Origin of the sequence: Streptomyces sp. NPDC008125, assembly GCF_042957125.1 — a bacterium.
In the GTDB taxonomy this organism is placed as follows: domain Bacteria; phylum Actinomycetota; class Actinomycetes; order Streptomycetales; family Streptomycetaceae; genus Streptomyces.
Genome location: NZ_JBIBHR010000001.1, coordinates 142,382 through 158,765, shown reverse-complemented (window position 1 = coordinate 158,765; position 16,384 = coordinate 142,382). Strand labels below are relative to the sequence as shown.

At 72.8% G+C, this 16,384-nt stretch carries 15 protein-coding genes and 1 pseudogene; 7 read left to right on the top strand and 9 right to left on the bottom strand.

Annotated features, from left to right (window positions below; translation table 11 throughout):
• Both ACFZAX_RS00715 and ACFZAX_RS00710 read right to left on the bottom strand, forming a co-directional pair.
• Complete coding sequence (locus tag ACFZAX_RS00715; RefSeq protein WP_390957687.1) at positions 1 to 423, bottom strand: hypothetical protein; 423 nt, start codon at positions 421 to 423, stop codon at positions 1 to 3.
• 248 nt (positions 424 to 671) lie between these two features.
• Positions 672 to 1,496, bottom strand: coding sequence for a peptidyl-tRNA hydrolase (locus ACFZAX_RS00710; RefSeq protein WP_390958385.1), 825 nt, complete (start codon positions 1,494 to 1,496; stop codon positions 672 to 674).
• Positions 1,497 to 1,631: 135 nt separating this feature from the next.
• Here ACFZAX_RS00710 and ACFZAX_RS00705 point away from each other — a divergent pair, with 135 nt between their 5' ends.
• Together ACFZAX_RS00705 and ACFZAX_RS00700 are read left to right on the top strand one after the other, a co-directional pair.
• Complete coding sequence (locus ACFZAX_RS00705) at positions 1,632 to 2,309, top strand: AIM24 family protein (protein WP_390957685.1); 678 nt, start codon at positions 1,632 to 1,634, stop codon at positions 2,307 to 2,309.
• A gap of 59 nt (positions 2,310 to 2,368) precedes the next feature.
• Positions 2,369 to 2,563, top strand: a complete 195-nt coding sequence (locus tag ACFZAX_RS00700; protein ID WP_390957683.1) for a hypothetical protein — start codon at positions 2,369 to 2,371, stop codon at positions 2,561 to 2,563.
• 109 nt (positions 2,564 to 2,672) lie between these two features.
• Here ACFZAX_RS00700 and ACFZAX_RS00695 read toward each other — a convergent pair whose 3' ends face one another.
• The 4 genes from ACFZAX_RS00695 to zapE form a co-directional block, all read right to left on the bottom strand.
• A complete protein-coding gene (locus tag ACFZAX_RS00695; RefSeq protein WP_390958382.1) occupies positions 2,673 to 3,560 on the bottom strand; it encodes a polysaccharide deacetylase family protein in 888 nt (295 codons plus the stop codon).
• Positions 3,561 to 3,631: 71 nt separating this feature from the next.
• Positions 3,632 to 5,068: a solute carrier family 23 protein gene (locus ACFZAX_RS00690; protein ID WP_390957682.1), complete on the bottom strand. Its 1,437-nt coding sequence runs from the start codon at positions 5,066 to 5,068 to the stop codon at positions 3,632 to 3,634.
• Positions 5,069 to 5,297: 229 nt separating this feature from the next.
• Complete coding sequence (locus tag ACFZAX_RS00685; protein WP_390957681.1) at positions 5,298 to 5,723, bottom strand: OsmC family peroxiredoxin; 426 nt, start codon at positions 5,721 to 5,723, stop codon at positions 5,298 to 5,300.
• 118 nt (positions 5,724 to 5,841) lie between these two features.
• A complete protein-coding gene (gene zapE / locus ACFZAX_RS00680) occupies positions 5,842 to 6,933 on the bottom strand; it encodes a cell division protein ZapE (protein WP_390957679.1) in 1,092 nt (363 codons plus the stop codon).
• Positions 6,934 to 6,970: 37 nt separating this feature from the next.
• Here zapE and ACFZAX_RS00675 point away from each other — a divergent pair, with 37 nt between their 5' ends.
• From ACFZAX_RS00675 to msrB, 4 genes are all read left to right on the top strand, one after another.
• Positions 6,971 to 7,756, top strand: a complete 786-nt coding sequence (locus tag ACFZAX_RS00675) for a dihydrofolate reductase family protein (RefSeq protein WP_390957678.1) — start codon at positions 6,971 to 6,973, stop codon at positions 7,754 to 7,756.
• Positions 7,757 to 7,992: 236 nt separating this feature from the next.
• Complete coding sequence (locus ACFZAX_RS00670; RefSeq protein ID WP_390958380.1) at positions 7,993 to 8,445, top strand: indole-3-glycerol phosphate synthase; 453 nt, start codon at positions 7,993 to 7,995, stop codon at positions 8,443 to 8,445.
• 59 nt (positions 8,446 to 8,504) lie between these two features.
• Positions 8,505 to 9,905 (top strand): UDP-N-acetylmuramate--L-alanine ligase, encoded by a 1,401-nt coding sequence (gene murC, locus ACFZAX_RS00665; RefSeq protein WP_390957676.1) that lies wholly within the window; start codon positions 8,505 to 8,507, stop codon positions 9,903 to 9,905.
• Positions 9,906 to 9,919: 14 nt separating this feature from the next.
• The gene (gene msrB / locus ACFZAX_RS00660) at positions 9,920 to 10,324 is read left to right on the top strand and encodes a peptide-methionine (R)-S-oxide reductase MsrB (RefSeq protein ID WP_390957674.1); all 405 of its coding nucleotides are present in this window, start codon (positions 9,920 to 9,922) and stop codon (positions 10,322 to 10,324) included.
• 107 nt (positions 10,325 to 10,431) lie between these two features.
• Here the strand turns inward: msrB and ACFZAX_RS00655 are convergent.
• Both ACFZAX_RS00655 and ACFZAX_RS00650 read right to left on the bottom strand, forming a co-directional pair.
• Positions 10,432 to 11,959 (bottom strand): annotated as a pseudogene (locus tag ACFZAX_RS00655) (SulP family inorganic anion transporter).
• A 583-nt stretch (positions 11,960 to 12,542) separates the two neighbouring features.
• Positions 12,543 to 12,974: a DUF2267 domain-containing protein gene (locus ACFZAX_RS00650; RefSeq protein ID WP_390957672.1), complete on the bottom strand. Its 432-nt coding sequence runs from the start codon at positions 12,972 to 12,974 to the stop codon at positions 12,543 to 12,545.
• A 228-nt stretch (positions 12,975 to 13,202) separates the two neighbouring features.
• On the opposite strand from ACFZAX_RS00650, the gene ACFZAX_RS00645 reads away from it, so the two are divergent.
• Positions 13,203 to 13,787 carry a TIGR03086 family metal-binding protein gene (locus ACFZAX_RS00645; protein ID WP_390957670.1) on the top strand — a complete coding sequence of 195 codons (585 nt, stop codon included), beginning with the start codon at positions 13,203 to 13,205 and terminating at the stop codon, positions 13,785 to 13,787.
• A 78-nt stretch (positions 13,788 to 13,865) separates the two neighbouring features.
• Here ACFZAX_RS00645 and ACFZAX_RS00640 read toward each other — a convergent pair whose 3' ends face one another.
• A complete protein-coding gene (locus tag ACFZAX_RS00640; RefSeq protein ID WP_390957668.1) occupies positions 13,866 to 16,349 on the bottom strand; it encodes a GTPase-associated protein 1-related protein in 2,484 nt (827 codons plus the stop codon).
• Between the last annotated feature and the right edge of the window lie 35 nt (positions 16,350 to 16,384).

Sequence of the window (16,384 nt, the reverse complement as noted above, 5' to 3'; positions counted from 1 at the left end):
TTAGCCCTCGCTGTCCGGCGCCTCGGGGTCGCGGTCCGGCGCGTCCGCGCGGCCGTCCGGCGGCGCGTGCGGGGTGATCTCGGGGACGGGCGGAGCTCCCTGCTCCACCGAACGGCGGTTCTCCCGCCAGGCCTTGACCCCGGACTCGGTCGCGGCCAGCACCCTTTCGAAGAGTCCGGGCGTCACAGCACCGATCAGCACCAGCACGATGTCCGTCCCCGCGCCCATGGTGACGCCGGCGTCGCCGGTGGCAACGGCCCGGGGACGCTCATGGATGCGGAGGGTGTTGTCGTTGACCCAGCGTTCCAGGCTGCGTTCGCGCTCCAGCCACTTCTTCAGCGCGGCCACATCGACGTCGTCGGCCGTGTCTCCGAGAAGTGCGACGCGGATCGAGCTGTGCTCCCCGCGCTCTTCGTCTGTCATAACTCCCCATGATGTCACGGGAGTTACGGCTCGTATGCGGCTGATGCCATCGGTTGTGACCACTCTGTGACAGATCCGGGCGAGGGGGGCGACGCCGGTCGCGAGGTTCTGATCGCGACGTCGGATGCGGCACCTCGCCGCGTTGTCGGAGCGTCGGCGTACAGCCGGGTGTCCGGACGCTCCTGCGCCTTGCGGCGCACCGCAAGGCGCAGGAGCGGACTGATCCGACCCGGACCGCGGGGCAGCCGTCAGTCCGGGAGCGACCCCGCGGACCCGGCGTCCCGCCCCACGGCCAGGCGCGCCCGCAGCGCCGGATGGTCCGCGATCACCGTGCAGGAGCCCGGGGCGATCTCGGTGAACCCCGCGTCCCGCACCACGGGCAGACCGCTCACGGTGAGACGCCGCCAGGTCTCCGCGTCCGGGGTGGCCACCGAGAGCGGGAAGCCCGCCTCCTGCCACGCCTTGCGCTCCGTGTCCGTCAGCTCCCACCAGGCGAGCTGCGCGCCGTGGCCGGCCTGCGCCATCGTCTTGCCCGCGGACATGTCGAGCTCCGGGTTGAGCCAGAGGACGGGGCCGGTGGCGTCCGGCGCGGCCGGCGGCTCGGGGTCGTCCAGGTCCGTGCCGGAGACCTGGAGCTTCGCCAGCTCCTTGGGCCAGCCGTCCAGCGGGACCGGCGGGTAGACGCGCACCTCGGCGGCGTCCCCGGTGACCGTGATCCCGGGCAGCGTGCACGCCTTGCGCCACTCCGCGCCCCGGGCCCGCCGCACCACCTTGCGTATCCGGGCGTCCTGCCAGTCCCGCATCGCCTGTGCCCACTCGCCCTCACCGAGCGCGCGGTCGTCGGCCAGGATGGTGAGCACCGCGCGTGCCGCCGTCCGGAGCGCGTCCGTGCGGGCGGGCGGGTCGGTCTTCTCGATGTGCACCACCAGCGGCAGCACGAACTGCGGCGCCTCGTCGCGCGGGGTCGGATCGGTCCGGAACGGGCTGTCCGCCGGAAGCGGTCCGGCCGGCTCGGCCGGCTCGGCCGGGGAAGCCTGGGAGGCCGACGTGGCCGGGGAAGCCGGAGAGGTCACGGTCGGGGCCGTCGCGGGGATGTCGTCGCTGCTCACGGAACCAGTCTGCCAGGCGCCCCGGACAGGACGGGGACCCGTCCGTCCGGGCGGTGGGCCCCTTGGCTTCGTGGGCCGTTCCCGGCGAGGATGCGACGCATGAAGAGCGATCTGTTTTCCAGTGAGCACATGGCGCAGCAGGCCACCGTCCCCGGCATGACGCTGCAGAACGCCAAGTCGGTCAAGTACGCGGTCGACGGGGAGATGCACGCCCGGCAGGGCTCGATGATCGCGTTCCGCGGCGACCTGCGGTTCGAGCGGAAGGGCCAGGGGATGGGCGGCATGCTCAAGCGGGCCGTCACCGGTGAGGGGCTGCCGCTGATGGCGGTCCGGGGACAGGGCGAGGCGTGGTTCGCGCACGAGGCGCAGAACTGCTTCATCGTCGAGATCGAGCAGGGCGACGTGCTCACCGTCAACGGCCGCAACGTCCTCTGTTTCGACTCCACGCTGGTGTACGAGATCAAGACGGTGAAGGGCGCCGGGATGACCGGCGGGGGCCTCTTCAACAGCGTCTTCAGCGGTTACGGGAAGCTGGGTCTGATCTGCGACGGCAACCCGATCGTGATACCCGTCACGCCCCAGGCGCCGGTCTGCGTCGACACGGACGCGGTCGTCGGCTGGAGCGCCCGGCTCACCACCTCGCTGCACCGCTCCCAGAGCTTCGGCTCGATGGTGCGGGGCGGCTCCGGCGAGGCGGTCCAGCTCCGCCTGGACGGCGAGGGCTTCGTCATCGTGCGGCCGAGTGAGCTGAAGCCGGAGAAGGCATCGTCGAATTGAGCGGGACGGCCACCGGGGGCCGTGGCAGGGGAGCGCGGAGCCGTCGTACGCTCGGCACCATGGACGACGACACGTACTGCGCGACCGCGGAACCCGCCGCTCCCGGGCCCGCCGTACCGGCCGACACGGGCGGGCCGTACGCCGAGTGCGTGCTCTGCCGGAAGCCGACGGAGTACCCGGAGTCGACGAAGGGCGCCACGCTCTGCCCGGTCTGTGCCTGGCAGGAGGCCGGGCGGACCGCCTGTTCCGGCTGACCGAGAGCCGGACGGGCGGGGGAGGGCCGGCAGGCGCAGGCGGCCCGGCCCGGGGCGCCCGGCCCGGGGGCGCCCGGACCGGGCCGCCTGCCGCCCGTACTCCGCCCCGTCAGCTTCCCGGGCCGTCGGCCGCCGGCCGCATCAGCTCCGACACCTTCACGAACCGGTAGCCGCGCGCCCGGAGTTCGGGGACGATCCGGCGTACCGCCTCCTCCGTGGCAGGGGCGGCGCTACGGGTGCAGTGCAGGACCACCAGCGAGCCGGGTGTCACACCGTCCAGCACCTGCTGGGCCACCGCGTCCGAGTCGGTCGCGAACGCGTCGCCGCCGACCACGTCCCACTGGACCGCCGTGACCTTCTCGGAGGCCAGCGCGCGCAGCGCCTCGTCGTCGTAACAGCCGCCCGGGAAGCGGAAGTACGGGACGACGTTGCGTGCCCCCGCGTCGCGGAAGGCGGCGAACGCGCGCTGCACCTCGCCCTTCATGTCCTCCTTCGCCACGGTCGGCAGGCCGTAGCAGGGGGAGGTGAAGGCGTAGTGGCTGTACGAGTGGTTGGCGATCTCGAACGTCGGGTCGGTGCCGATCGCCCGGGCTTCCTCCGGGTACTCCTCCGCCCAGCGTCCGGTCATGAAGACGGTCGACTCGACCTTGAGGCGGCGCAGCAGCGCGATCAGCGACGGGTTGTCGAACGATTCGCCCGCCGCCGCCCGGTCCCCCTCGTCGGCCGTCATGTCGGCGTCGAAGGTGAGGGCCACGACCTTCTCGCCCGTCAGGGACGCTTCCTTCGGCAGCCGTTCGAAAACGGGGGTGCGGCCCTCGGGGCCCGGCGCGAGGGTGGGCGGCGCGGCGGGCGGGGCCGGGCTCGCGGACGCGGAGGGGGCGGCGCCGTGCTGAGGCCGCGCGGGGGTGGGGGGCCCGCCCGGACTGTCGCATCCGGCGAGCACCCCACTCAGAACAGCCAGGCCGGCGAGACAGGCGAGGCCGACCGGAGGCGAGATTTTCCGTGCTGGGACGTTCTGCGGTGAGGTAGGCACGCACGGAAAATATAGGACAATATGATTTATATGGGTCAGGTGATCTGCGCGGCGCTCGGAGCGCCCCGATCGGCCGACGCCGCCCCCTCCAGGACCGGCTCGGCTTCCTTCGAAGGTGCGGGCGGGGTGCCTTCCGTCCCGGACGGCGTACGCCCCCAGGGTGTGTGGTGGAACAGCAGGTTCAGCAGGAACGCCGTGAACGCCGCAGCCGTGATGCCGCTGCCGAACACGATCTGGACCCAGGAGGGAAACTTCGCGTAGATGCCCTCGGACATCTCGGGCAGCAGCCCGATCCCCAGTGCCACCGCCGCGATCGTCAGGTTCTGGCCCCGGTCCAGGTCCACCCGGCGCAGGGTGTTCACGCCGACCATGGTCACCGTGGCGAACAGCACCAGGGCGGCGGCCCCGACCACGGGGCCGGGCAGCGCGGCGACGAATTCGCCGAGCCTGGGAACCAGGCCGAGCGCGACCAGGATGCCGCCCGCGACCGCCGTGACGTACCGGCTGGAGACCCGGGTGAGGCGGATGAGCCCGACGTTCTGCGAGAAGAGAGTGTCCGGGAAGGAGTTCATCGCGCCGCCGAGTACGCCCGACAGCCCGTCCGCCGCGAGTCCGCGTGCCAGGTCCTTGTCCGCGAGGGGCCGTCCGGTCGCCTCGCCCACCGCCAGCATGGTGGCGGTCGACTCGGTGAAGATCACCAGCATCACCACGCACATCGAGACCACGGCGGACACCGGGAACTCCGGGGAACCGAAGTGGAACGGTGTCGCCAGCCCCAGCCAGTCGGCGTCCGAGACGTCGGAGAAGTCGGTCAGGTCCAGGGGGACGGCGACGGCCGTGCCGACGACCAGGGCGATCAGGATGCCTATCTGCCCGGCGAACCCCTTGACGAACCGAGCGAAGAGCACGATGAAGACGATCACTCCGGCGGCCAGGGCGAGCCGGGTGCCGGACGCGTAGTCGGCGGCCTTCGGGTCGTTGCCGGTGATCAGCCCGGCGGCCACGCCGATCAGCGAGAGGCCGATGACGGTGATCACCACGCCGCTGACGAGGGGCGGGAAGTAGCGGACCAGCCGAGCGAACGGTACGGCCATCAGCAGCCCGAAGAGCCCGGCCGCCAGCATCGACCCGTACACGGCCCGCATGCCGTACTCGCCCTGGATCAGGATCATCGGTGTCACCGACGCGAACGTGGCGCCCGTGACGACCGGCAGCCGTACGCCGAGGACCTTGCCGATGCCGAGGGACTGGATCAGCGTGATCACCCCGGCGACCAGCAGGTCCGCGTTGATCAGCAGGCCGATGGTCGAGACGTCGAGCCCGGCGGCGCCGCCGAAGACCAGCGGCACGGTCACGCAGCCGGTGTACATGACGAGTACGTGCTGGAAACCGAAGGCGGCGAGCCTGCCCGGGGAGGGGCGCCGGTCGACCGGATGGACGCCTTGGTCCTGAGCTGGAACTGATACGTCCATGTCATGCCCTCCTGTGCAGGTCACTGCGGTGGAGAGCATTGAGCCAGCCGTTGTTTGAGGGCGTGCGGCTGTGCGATTACGCGGGTGTTACGGACGGAGGCGGGGTGATCCTCGACGCCACACGGTTCCTGACGGGGCGTCGCGGGTGGGACGGCCGCAGCGGTCGCGGTGCCCGAACCACGGTCGCCCCGGCGACCGGGGCGACCGTGGTCCGGGACCGGACGGACGATCAGGCGAGGGTGGCCGTCAGGGTGATCGTCGTACCGGACAGCGCCTGGCTGACCGGGCAGTTGGCCTTGGCGTCCTCGGCGGCCTTGACGAAGCCCGCCTCGTCCAGACCGGGAACCCGGCCCTCGACCGTGAGGTGGATGCCGGTGATGCCGGTGCCGGGCTGGAACGTCACCTCGGCCTTGGTGTTGAGGCTGGTGGGCGGGGTGCCCGCGCCGGCCAGACCGTTGGAGAGGGCCATCGAGAAGCAGCTGGAGTGCGCGGCGGCGATGAGCTCCTCCGGGCTGGTCCTGCCGTTGGCCTGCTCGGCGCGCGAGGGCCAGGAGACGGGGAACTCGCCGACACCGGACGAGTCGAGGGTGACGACACCCTTGCCCTCCAGCAGGTTGCCTTCCCAGACCGTGTGCGCCTGACGCGTGGTAGCCATGGTGAATCCCTTCGGAAAAACGGTGTGCGCGGTCGCGCGGCACCACGGCACCTCGTGTGCCGTGGAACCGGTGAACGACGCGGCCACCCGGAGGAGTCGCGCCGTCACCCCCACGAACCTACTGCGCCACCAGCCCCTTTGCGTCCCGGGCCAGGGCCGTCAACCGGGAGATGGCCCGGAAGTACTTCTTCCGGTACCCGCCGTTCAGCATCTCCTCGCTGAACAGCCGGTCGAAGGGTATGCCCGAGGCGAGCACCGGGATCTCACGGTCGTACAGCCGGTCGGCGAGCACCACCAGACGCAGCGCCGTCGACTGGTCGGGCACTGGCACCACACCGGTGAGGCAGACCGCGCTCACGTCGTCCGTCAGGGCGCCGTACCTGCTCGGATGCACCTCGGCCAGGTGGCCGAGGAGCGCGGGGAAGTCGTCCAGCGCGGCGCCCGCGGTGGCGTACGCGGCCCTGGTGACCTGCTCGTCGTCGAACGGCGGCGGGGCCTCGGGCAGCCCCCGGTGCCGGTAGTCCTGGCCGTCGATCCGCAGCGGACGGAAGTGCGCGGAGAGCCCCTGGATCTCGCGGAGGAAGTCGGCGGCGGCGAACCGGCCCTCACCGAGCTTGCCCGGCAGCGTGTTGGAGGTCGCCGCCAGCGCGACGCCCGCCTCCACCAGCCTGCTGAGCAGGGAGGAGACCAGCACCGTGTCGCCCGGGTCGTCGAGCTCGAACTCGTCGATGCAGAGCAGCCGGTGCCCGCTCAGGGTCTTCACGGTCTGCTGGAAACCCAGCGCGCCGACGAGGTTCGTCAGCTCCACGAACGTGCCGAACGCCTTCAGCGCCGGTTCGGCGGGCGTGGCGTGCCAGAGGGAGGCGAGCAGATGGGTCTTGCCGACGCCGTACCCGCCGTCGAGGTAGACCCCGCGCGGACCGGCCGGAGCGGCGGGCTTCTTCGCGAACCACCTCCGCCTGCGCTCACCCGACGCGTACGCACCGCCGAGACCGGCGGCGAAGGAGCTGAGCACCGTGACGGCCTCGCTCTGGCTCGGCTGGGCCGGATCGGGGACGTACGTGGCGAAACGCACCGAATCGAAGCGCGGCGGCGGCACCATCTCGGCGACCAGGCGATCGGCGGGGACGTGCGGCCGACGGGCGCACAAGGACAGCGGAGCCGCGCCGGAGAGGGAATCTTCCCCCGGAGCGGTGGTGGAGGACGACACAACGGTCCACCTTAAGGGCCATGCCACACTGCCTGACATGCGAAGCCTGTTCCCTGTGACGGACCTGACAGTCACCGCCACCGCCCCGGCCGTGGCCGACGACCGCGAGTGGAGTTTCGACGAGCTGGCCGAGGCGTACGCCTACCCGGCCGGCCCGGAGCCCTGGCTGCGCGCCAACATGGTCGCCACCCTGGACGGCGCCGCCCAGCACGACGGCCGCTCGCAGGCCATCTCGTCCCCCTCGGACATGCGGATCTTCGGCACCCTGCGGGGCCTCGCCGACGTGGTGATCGCCGGCGCCGAGACGGTGCGTACGGAGGGGTACCGGCCCGCCCGCGCCCGCCAGGCGTTCGCCGCGCGGCGGGCGGCGGCCGGGCAGTCGCCCGCGCCCGCCGTAGCCGTGGTGAGCGGAAGCCTCGACCTCGACTTCTCACTGCCGCTCTACACCGAGCCGCTGGTCCCGACCCTGGTGCTCACCGGCTCGGCCGCGCCGGCCGAGCGGGTCGCGGCGGCGGGCAGGGCGGGGGCCCGGGTGGTGGTCGCCGGTGAGGGCGCCCGGGTCGACCCCGCGCGAGCCGTCCGGGAACTGGCCGCCCTCGGCCTGACCCGGCAGCTGACGGAGGGCGGACCCCGCCTGCTCGGCCAGATCGTCGCCGCCGGCGTCCTGGACGAGCTCTGCCTGACCGTCTCGCCGGTGCTGACGGCGGGCGAGGCGCAGCGGATCGCGGGCGGCCCGTCCGTGCCGGTCCCGGAACGCTTCGTCCTGGCGGGGCTGCTGGAGGAGGACGGCTCCCTCTTCACCCGGTACCGCCGCCGTCCCTGAGGCCACCGGTACCGCCGCCCCGGGGCCTTGGGGAACAGGCTCCGGGCGGTCCCGGGGGGCGGGCGCGACTCCGGCCGACTCTTAACGGAATTTGCCGTTCCGCTTGGCTTCCGCTGGGCACACTTACCTCTGCAATCTCCGTGCGATCACGGGGAAGGATGGTTTCAGCAGCGGCCCCCACGAGGCCGGCCGGATGAAGAAGCGGAAGGGCGCCCGTCGTGTTCACAAGCGTTTTGATGATCGAGAAGCCGCTCACCCCCGAGGACGTCGACTTCGTCACGACCCTCCACGGCGACGAGCGGATCTCGTTCATCGTGCTCATGCAGCCGCGCGGCGACCAGGCCGACGTCCTGCTCCGCGCGATCGACGACGTGGCGCTCGGCGAGCTGCGGGACGCAGCCCGCGAGGGAGACGAGCCCGAGGGGAAGGACGCGCTCGAACCCGCGCGCCTCGCCCTCGAACACTCCCTGCGCGCCCTGCGGGCGGCGGGCTCCGAGGCGGTCGGCCAGGTCGTGGAGGACCACCCGCTGGACACCCTCAAGACCGTGGTGGACGACGCGGGGGCCGACGAGGTCATCGTGCTGACCGCCCCGCACTACGTGGAGGAGTTCTTCCACCGCGACTGGGCCTCCCGCGCCCGCCACAAGGTCGGCGTCCCGGTGCTCAAGCTCTTCGCGCACAGCGAATAGGCTGGGCACCGGTGCCGGGCCGACCCGGCACCACGACCGACTTCAGGGAGAGAACACGCATGGCACCCGGTATTCCTGCCGCCATGGAACGGCCGCACTTCATCGGCATCGGCGGCGCCGGAATGTCGGGCATCGCGAAGATCCTCGCCCAGCGGGGCGCCGAGGTGGCGGGCAGCGACGCCAAGGAGTCCGGCACCGCCGACGCGCTGCGCGCGCTGGGGGCGACCGTCCACATCGGTCACGCCGCGGAGCACCTGGCCTCCGACGCGACCTGCGTGGTCGTCTCCAGCGCCATCCGCGCAGACAATCCGGAGCTGGTGCGCGCCGCCGAGCTCTCCGTCCCGGTGGTGCACCGCTCCGACGCGCTCGCCTCGCTGATGACCGGTACCCGCGCCGTCGCCGTGGCGGGCACCCACGGCAAGACGACCACCACGTCGATGCTGGCCGTCGCCCTCTCCACGCTGAACCTCGACCCCTCGTACGCCATCGGCGGCGACCTGGAGGGACCGGGCACCAACGCCTCCCACGGCGGCGGCGACGTCTTCGTGGCGGAGGCCGACGAGAGCGACCGCAGCTTCCAGAAGTACGACCCCGAGGTCGCGATCGTCCTCAACGTCGAACTCGACCACCACGCCAACTACGCCTCGATGGAAGAGATCTACGAGTCCTTCGAGACGTTCGCCGGAAAGATCGCCCCCGGCGGCACCCTCGTCGTCGCCGCCGACCAGCCCGGCGCCGTCGAGTTCACCCGGCGACTGCGTGAGAACGCCGGGACCGATCTGAACATCGTCACCTACGGCGAGTCCGAGAGCGCCGACGTGCGCGTCCACAAGGTCACCCCGCGCGGCCTGACCAGCGAGGTCACGGTTCTGCTCAACGGCAGGTTCCTCACCTTCACGGTCTCCGTGCCCGGCCGTCACTACGCCCACAACGCCGTCGCGGCCCTCGCCGCAGGCGTCGCCCTCGGCATCCCCGCACACAACCTCGCCTCCGCCCTCGGTACGTACACCGGGGTCAAGCGCCGCCTCCAGCTCAAGGGCGAGGCCGCCGGCGTCCAGGTCATCGACTCGTACGCCCACCACCCCACCGAGATGACCGCCGACCTGGAGGCCATGCGCGGCGCCGCCGCCGACGCCCGGATCCTCGTCGTCTTCCAGCCCCACCTCTTCTCCCGTACCCAGGAGCTGGGCACGGAGATGGGCCAGGCCCTCGCCCTCGCCGACGCCTCCGTGGTGCTGGACATCTACCCGGCCCGCGAGGACCCGGTCCCCGGCGTCACCAGCGAGCTGATCATCGACGCCGCCCGGGCGGCCGGCACCGACGTCACCGCCGTGCACGACAAGGCGGACGTCCCGGGGGTCGTCGCGGGAATGGCGAAGCCGGGTGATCTCGTTCTCACCATGGGAGCGGGCGACGTCACCGACCTCGGCCCGCGCATCCTGGACCAGCTGTCGAAGTGAGGGAGCGAGCCACCGTGCCGTACGACATCGAGAAGCCAGACGAGCAGTGGCGGGAAGAGCTCTCCCCGGCCGAGTACGCGGTGCTGCGCCAGGCCGGTACCGAGCCGGCCTTCCGGGGCGAGTACACCGACACCAGGACCGAGGGCGTCTACTCCTGCCGCGCCTGCGGCGCCGAGCTCTTCCGCTCCGACACGAAGTTCGAGTCGCACTGCGGCTGGCCGTCCTTCTACGACCCGAAGGACACCGACGCGGTCGAGCTCATCCCGGACGCCAGCCACGGCATGGTCCGCACCGAGGTGCGCTGCGCCCGCTGCGGCTCCCACCTCGGCCACGTCTTCGAGGGCGAGGGGTACGAGACCCCGACCGACCAGCGCTACTGCATCAACTCCATCTCGCTGAAGCTGACGCCCGACGCCTGACGGCTCAGGCGCGTGCCCGTCACCGGGTACGTACGCGAGAAGGGCCGGAGCCCGTGTGCCGTGGGGCTCCGGCCCTTCTCGCGTACCCAGGTGCGGGTGGCCGGGGGTCAGTGGCCCCCGGCGAGTTCCCCGCTGAGCCGCTCGTGGAGACGGGCGCTCGGCTCGTTCAGCCCGGTGATCCCGGCCGTCTTGCCCCGCTGTGCGTACCGGGCGACGACCGCGTCCAGGGCGGCCACCGACGAGGCGTCCCAGACGTGCGCGGCGGACAGGTCGATCACCACCCGTTCCGGATCGCCCGCGTAGTCGAAGCGGCCCACGAGTTCGTTGGACGAGGCGAAGAAGAGCGCCCCGGTCACCCGGTAGACCACGGTGGAGCCGTCCGGGTCGGTGACGGAGGTGACGTCCGCGACACGGGCCACCCGCTTGGCGAAGACCACCGTCGCGAGCAGCGAGCCCACGACCACACCGATGGCGAGGTTGTGGGTGGCGACCACGACCACCACGGTGACCACCATGACGGCGATCTCCCCTGCGGGCATCCGCCGCAGCGTCCGCGGAGCGATGGAGTGCCAGTCGAAGGTGGCGAACGAGACCATCGCCATCACCGCGACCAGGGCGGCCATCGGGATCTCGGAGACGACCGGTCCGAAGGCGATGCAGAGCACCATCAGGAACGCGCCGGCGAGGAAGGTCGACAGCCGGGTGCGCGCCCCCGACACCTTCACGTTGATCATCGTCTGGCCGATCATCGCGCAGCCGCCCATGCCGCCGAAGAAGCCTGACGATGTTGGCGATGCCCTGGCCGACCGACTCGCGGGTCTTGTCGGAGCGGGTGTCCGTGATCTCGTCGACCAGCTTCGCCGTCATCAGCGACTCCATCAGGCCGACCAGCGCCATCGCGAGCGCGTACGGAGCCACGGTCGTCAGCGTGTGGAGAGTGAACGGTACGTCCGGCAGCCCCGGCACCGGCAGGGACGACGGCAGCTCGCCCCGGTCGCCCACGGTCGGCACCGCGATCCCCGCCGCCACGGTGAAGGCGGTGAGGACCACGATCGAGACCAGCGGGGCCGGTACGACCGCGGTGACCTTCGGGAAGAACACCAGCAGCGCCAGACCGGCCACGATCAGCGGGTAGACCGCCCAGGGCACGTCCCGCATCTCCGGGACCTGCGCCATGAAGACCAGGATCGCCAGGGCGTTCACGAAGCCGACCATCACCGAGCGCGGCACGAACCGCATCAGCCGCGCCACCCCCAGCGCCCCCAGGACGATCTGGAAGACACCCGCGAGGATCACGGCGGCGACCAGATAGCCGAAGCCGTGCTCACGGTTGAGCGGCGCGACCACCAGGGACACCGCACCGGTGGCGGCGGAGATCATCGCCCGGCGCCCGCCGACCACGGAGATCACCACGGCCATGGTGAAGGCGGAGAACAGGCCGACCGCCGGATCGACCCCGGCGATGACCGAGAACGAGATCGCCTCGGGAATCAGCGCGAGGCCGACCACGAGACCGGCCAGCACCTCGGTGCGCCAGACCTTCGGGTCGCCCAGCCAGTCGGGCTTGAGGGCGCGCAGCCGCCCGGCCGGGGAACCGGCGGGGACGGCGGGGACAGGGGGGACGGTGAAGGACAAGGAGCGGGAACCTGTCGTGCTCGGGCACACCGGCGGGTCGGGCAGGGCCGAGGGCGTGCGTCGGGGCGCGGAGCGCCGGGACGGCACCTCGCGGTCGGACCCGTGGTCGGGACCGGAAGCGGGGAGGAACGGACGGACCCGGGGAAGGGCCGATTCGGACCGGCGCCGGATGCGAGAGACCCGGGCCGGACGGGCAGCGGCGGGTCCACGGCTCGCGTGAGCCCCGTCTCTCCCCGGCACGGGACCTCGTGGGACCGGGCCTCCACCGGGGGCGGCATCGGCCCCGGTGCGGTGGCGCGGGCGCGCGGAGCGTACCTGCACCACGCCGAAAACCCTACCCCGATGTCGGGGCAGGGTGCGGTGGTGGGCGTCACGCGGGGCCGTGAGGAGTGCGCTGCCGCCGCGAGGGCGGCCTTCACGCGGGCCGCCGGGGGACGCGGCGGGCTTTCACGCGGGCGGCCGGGGGACGCGGCGGGCTTTCACGCGGGCGGCCGGGTGGCGGCCGGAGGCCCCCGGTCGCCCCGCGGCCGTGCGTTTCCGTCCCGGGGCGCCCGGCCGGGCAGGCGCCCCGGGCGGGCGCCGGTCAGGCGGCGCGGGCGAGCTCCGCGCGGCCGAAGAGGAGGGCGTACCCCTGGGGGAGGGCGCGGAGCACCCGGGCGAGGAGGTCGGGGCCGGCGAGCTGGGCCACCGTGGTCAGGACGGAGCCCGCGTCCCAGCGGGTGGTGGCGGTGCCCGCGCCGGTCGCCAGGGCGAGCGAGGTGACGAAGTCGCGTCCGGTGAGCGGCGTGTCGGGTCTGGCGGCGAGGAGGACGGCGGCGGCCTCCGCCGGGAGCCGGGACGCCAGGATCTCCCGTTCGTCCCCGTCCAACTGACCGCCGAGACCGCCCAGTACGAGACGTACCGCTTCCTCGGCCCGTTCCCGGGTCGGGTACGCGCCGTCGTAACGGACCTTTTCGAGCATCAGCGTGTACGTCATGGCCGGAACGCACTGGGTGGAGTCAGTCGTGTTCTGCATCGCTCGGCAGTCGCCTCTCTCGTCGCAGTGGCCTTCTCGCCCGCGCCGGAGATGAAACGTACGGAGCCGTGCGCGCGGGGTGCGGGGCTGGTGTTCAGCCGTTACCCCGGCCCGGCCACCTCACACATGCGGGTTCGACGTGCGGTACGGCCTTGCGTTGACGGGGCGTCGGGTGATTCACCGGTGGCGCCGCCCCGCTTCCGCCCCACGGGCTCGTAGAGTCCCGCCATGAGCGACATCGATCTCCTCGCGCGCATTCTGTCCAGGACCGGAGACCTCGTCGAAGGTGTCCGGCCCGACCAGCTCTCCCTGCCGACCACCTGTGAGTCCTACGACGTGGAGGCGCTGCGCAACCACCTCGTGGGCTGGCTCCGGGTCTTCGAGGCCGGATGCGAGGACCGCGCGTACGAGGGCGACCCGGCGGACCACGTCTGCGGGGACGACCCGGCCGGTGAGTTCCGGAGCGCCGCGGCGGGACTGGTCGCGGGCTGGCGGAACCACGGATTCGACCGCCGGGTCCGCGTCATGAAGGGCGAGTTGCCCGGCCCGATGGTCTTCGACATGGCACTCATGGAGTACCTGGGGCACGGCTGGGACCTCGCCGTCGCCACCGGACAGGCGGTCCCCTTCACCGAGGAGGAAGCGGCCCAGGTCCTGGAACGCGCGCGGGTCACGCTCCCGCCGCAGTTCCGTGGCGAGGGGAAGGCATTCGGCGAGATCGTGCCGGTCGCCGAGGACGCCCCGGCCATGGACCGGTTCGTGGGCTTCCTCGGACGCGATCCCGGCGCCGTCCGCCACACCGGGTCCGCCTGAAGCCACACCGGGTCCGCCTGGACCCGGACCGGGCACGCCGGACCCGGTGTGGCGGACGGCGCCGGTGCGGGGACCCGTTCAGGGACGGCGCACCCTGCCCGCCAGTCGGCGGCCGATCCGGCCGAGGGGGCCCGCCGGACGTCGGTTCCAGGAACGGAACGCCTCCGTCCGGCCGCTGCTGCCGGCCCGCCCGACAGCCTCCTCGACCGCCTGGACCCCGGCCGCGGAGAGCTCGCGCACGGCGGGGCGCAGCACCTCGTCCAGCAGGGCGCCGCTGGTACGCGCCCAGTGGGCACCCGCGTGCGGATGGGCGCTCCAGGTCAGATAGCAGTCGGCGGCGAACGCGGGGTCGGAGCGCAGCCGGGCGAGTACGGGCTCCTCCCGCGCGGCCCTGCCGTAGGCGGCGAGCAGATCCGGGTCGTCGGTGTGCACGAAGGCGTACAGCTCCTCCTCCGGCCGCTCCGGCGCCAGCAGACGGCGGGCGAGCGCGCCCGAAGCGTGCTCCCAGACGCCCGGCTCCACCGGTTCGGCGGCCGGGCGCAGGGCGAGCAGCCGCGCCGCCCAGCCCTCCCCGGCCGCGGCCTCGTCCGGCGGCACCGGTGCCGCGTCCGCGTCCGGGGCGGCACCGGCCCCGCGCATCGCGCGGGCGAACTCCAGCAGCAGCAGAGCCCCGCGTTCCCGGCCCAGGATCTGGTGCGGGAACCCACGCAGCAGATCGTGCGCCAGGCCGGCCGCGTCCGCGTCGTCGGCCGCCGCGCCGAGCGCCGCCCCGACCAGATGCGACCAGGTGCCCGCGCTGCGGTGCGCGTCCGAGGTGGCCGCCTCCCACAGCATCCTGGCCTCCCCGGCCGTGGGCCCCCGGTCCGCCCAGACGAGTCCCACGGCCGAGCGCAGCACCAGCGGCTCGGCGAACGGCGAGATCCCGGCGGTCCGCAGCACCCGCCCGAACGCGGCACTCCGGTCGTCGCCGCAACTCGACCTGATCGCATGCGATGCGGCGCACATCCGCAGATGCGGCAGTGACTGTGTGCCGGTGAACGGGAGAGGCACCCGCCCCAACAGTCGTTCCATGGAGGCCGGATCGTCCGGCGCGATCCGGTCCAGCGCCACCAGCAGCGCGGTCCGTACGTCGAACTGCTCGTCCAGCAGCTCCAACAGGGCCGGACCCCAGGAGAATTCGGGGGCGGCCGGCAGCGCGGGGGCGATCCGCTCCACGACGGCGGGCAGCAGCTCCGCGCAGTCGACGCCCAGGAGCCTCGCCACCCGCAGGAGCTGGACCGTCCGTGCGATGTCGAAGGCGGCTCCCGCACCGCCCAGTTCGGCGAGGATCTCCGGTGCGAGCGCCTCGGAGACGGCTTTGCCCTCGGGGCCCGCGAAGGCGCTCCGGTCGGGGAGCACGAGGGAACCGTTGCCGCCGCGTACCGCCTCGGTCACCAGCATCGCGGCGAGCGGGGCGGTCGTGGCAGCCGTGGACCTTCCGTCAAGGGCGCCGAACAACCGCCCCGCCGCGTCGAATTCGCCGCCGGTGCGATCGTCGAGCCCGGGCGCGGTCAGCGCGTCGACCAGCCTGCGGGTCTGCTCCTCGTCCAGTGCGTACGGCCGCTCCGCCGCCCAGTCGGCCGCGGTGGAACGCTCGTCCGGCCCGAGGGTGATTCCGGCGCAGAGCGCGATGACGGCCAACGGCCCGGCGGCGAACGGCTCGCCGTGCAACGCGCTGGCTCTGTCGAAGAGTTCGGGAGCACGGCTGCGCCACACCCGGGCGGCCGTCTCGGCCCACACGTCACCGGACGCCGGGGACGGGCGACCGCCCGGGGTGCCGCACACGTGCACCCGGACCTCGGCGGCGTCGAGCAGGTGGGCGTCCTCCGGGAGCACCCCGACCACCTGCTGCGGGGCGAGTGAGGGCCGCCGGGAGTACGTGGTGAACGTCAACTGCTCCGCATGGTCCGGCGGAAGCACCGCGGAGGCCAGCCCGATCCAGCGGGCCACGTCCTCGCTCTGCCGCTCCACGAGCGCCACCTGCGCCGTGGCGCCCGACGCGCTCTCCACCCGTACGCGGCGCAGGTCGGCGAAGACGGCGGCGAGCCACGGGCCCCGGGAGACCGCGAAGTCGCCGAGGGCCTCACGCTCCAGGCCGGGGTGGGCGTGCGGCGAGGTGAGCGGGTCGGGTATCGGGCCGCCGGGGGTGACGGACACCCAGCGGGGCGAGCGCCACGCGGTGATCGGCAGCCGGTCGCCCGGCAGGCGCGCACCGGCCGGCAGCAGCACGGCATGGGTGTGGAACCGGAGGTCACCGGACCCGCCCGGCGGGGCCAGCGGCACCCCCCGGGCCAGCAGCCTGCTGTCGTCCGAGAGGTGGGTGAAGCTGAACGCCTGGGGCATGGAGCGGAGTTCGGCGTCCGTGGGGAGGAACGGCACGTCCCTCGGGGGCTCGTACCCCAGCAAGGGTTCGATCTCCGAGAGCAGCGCCGTGGGTATCCCGTGGGCGACGGCGGTGAACCGTCCCACCGTCCCCTCGTCCCCCGGAGCGGCCGAGGTGTAGTGCAACTGCGCGAGGCTCATGCCCGGGGCCCTTTTCGTCCTGCGGCGACCGTCCC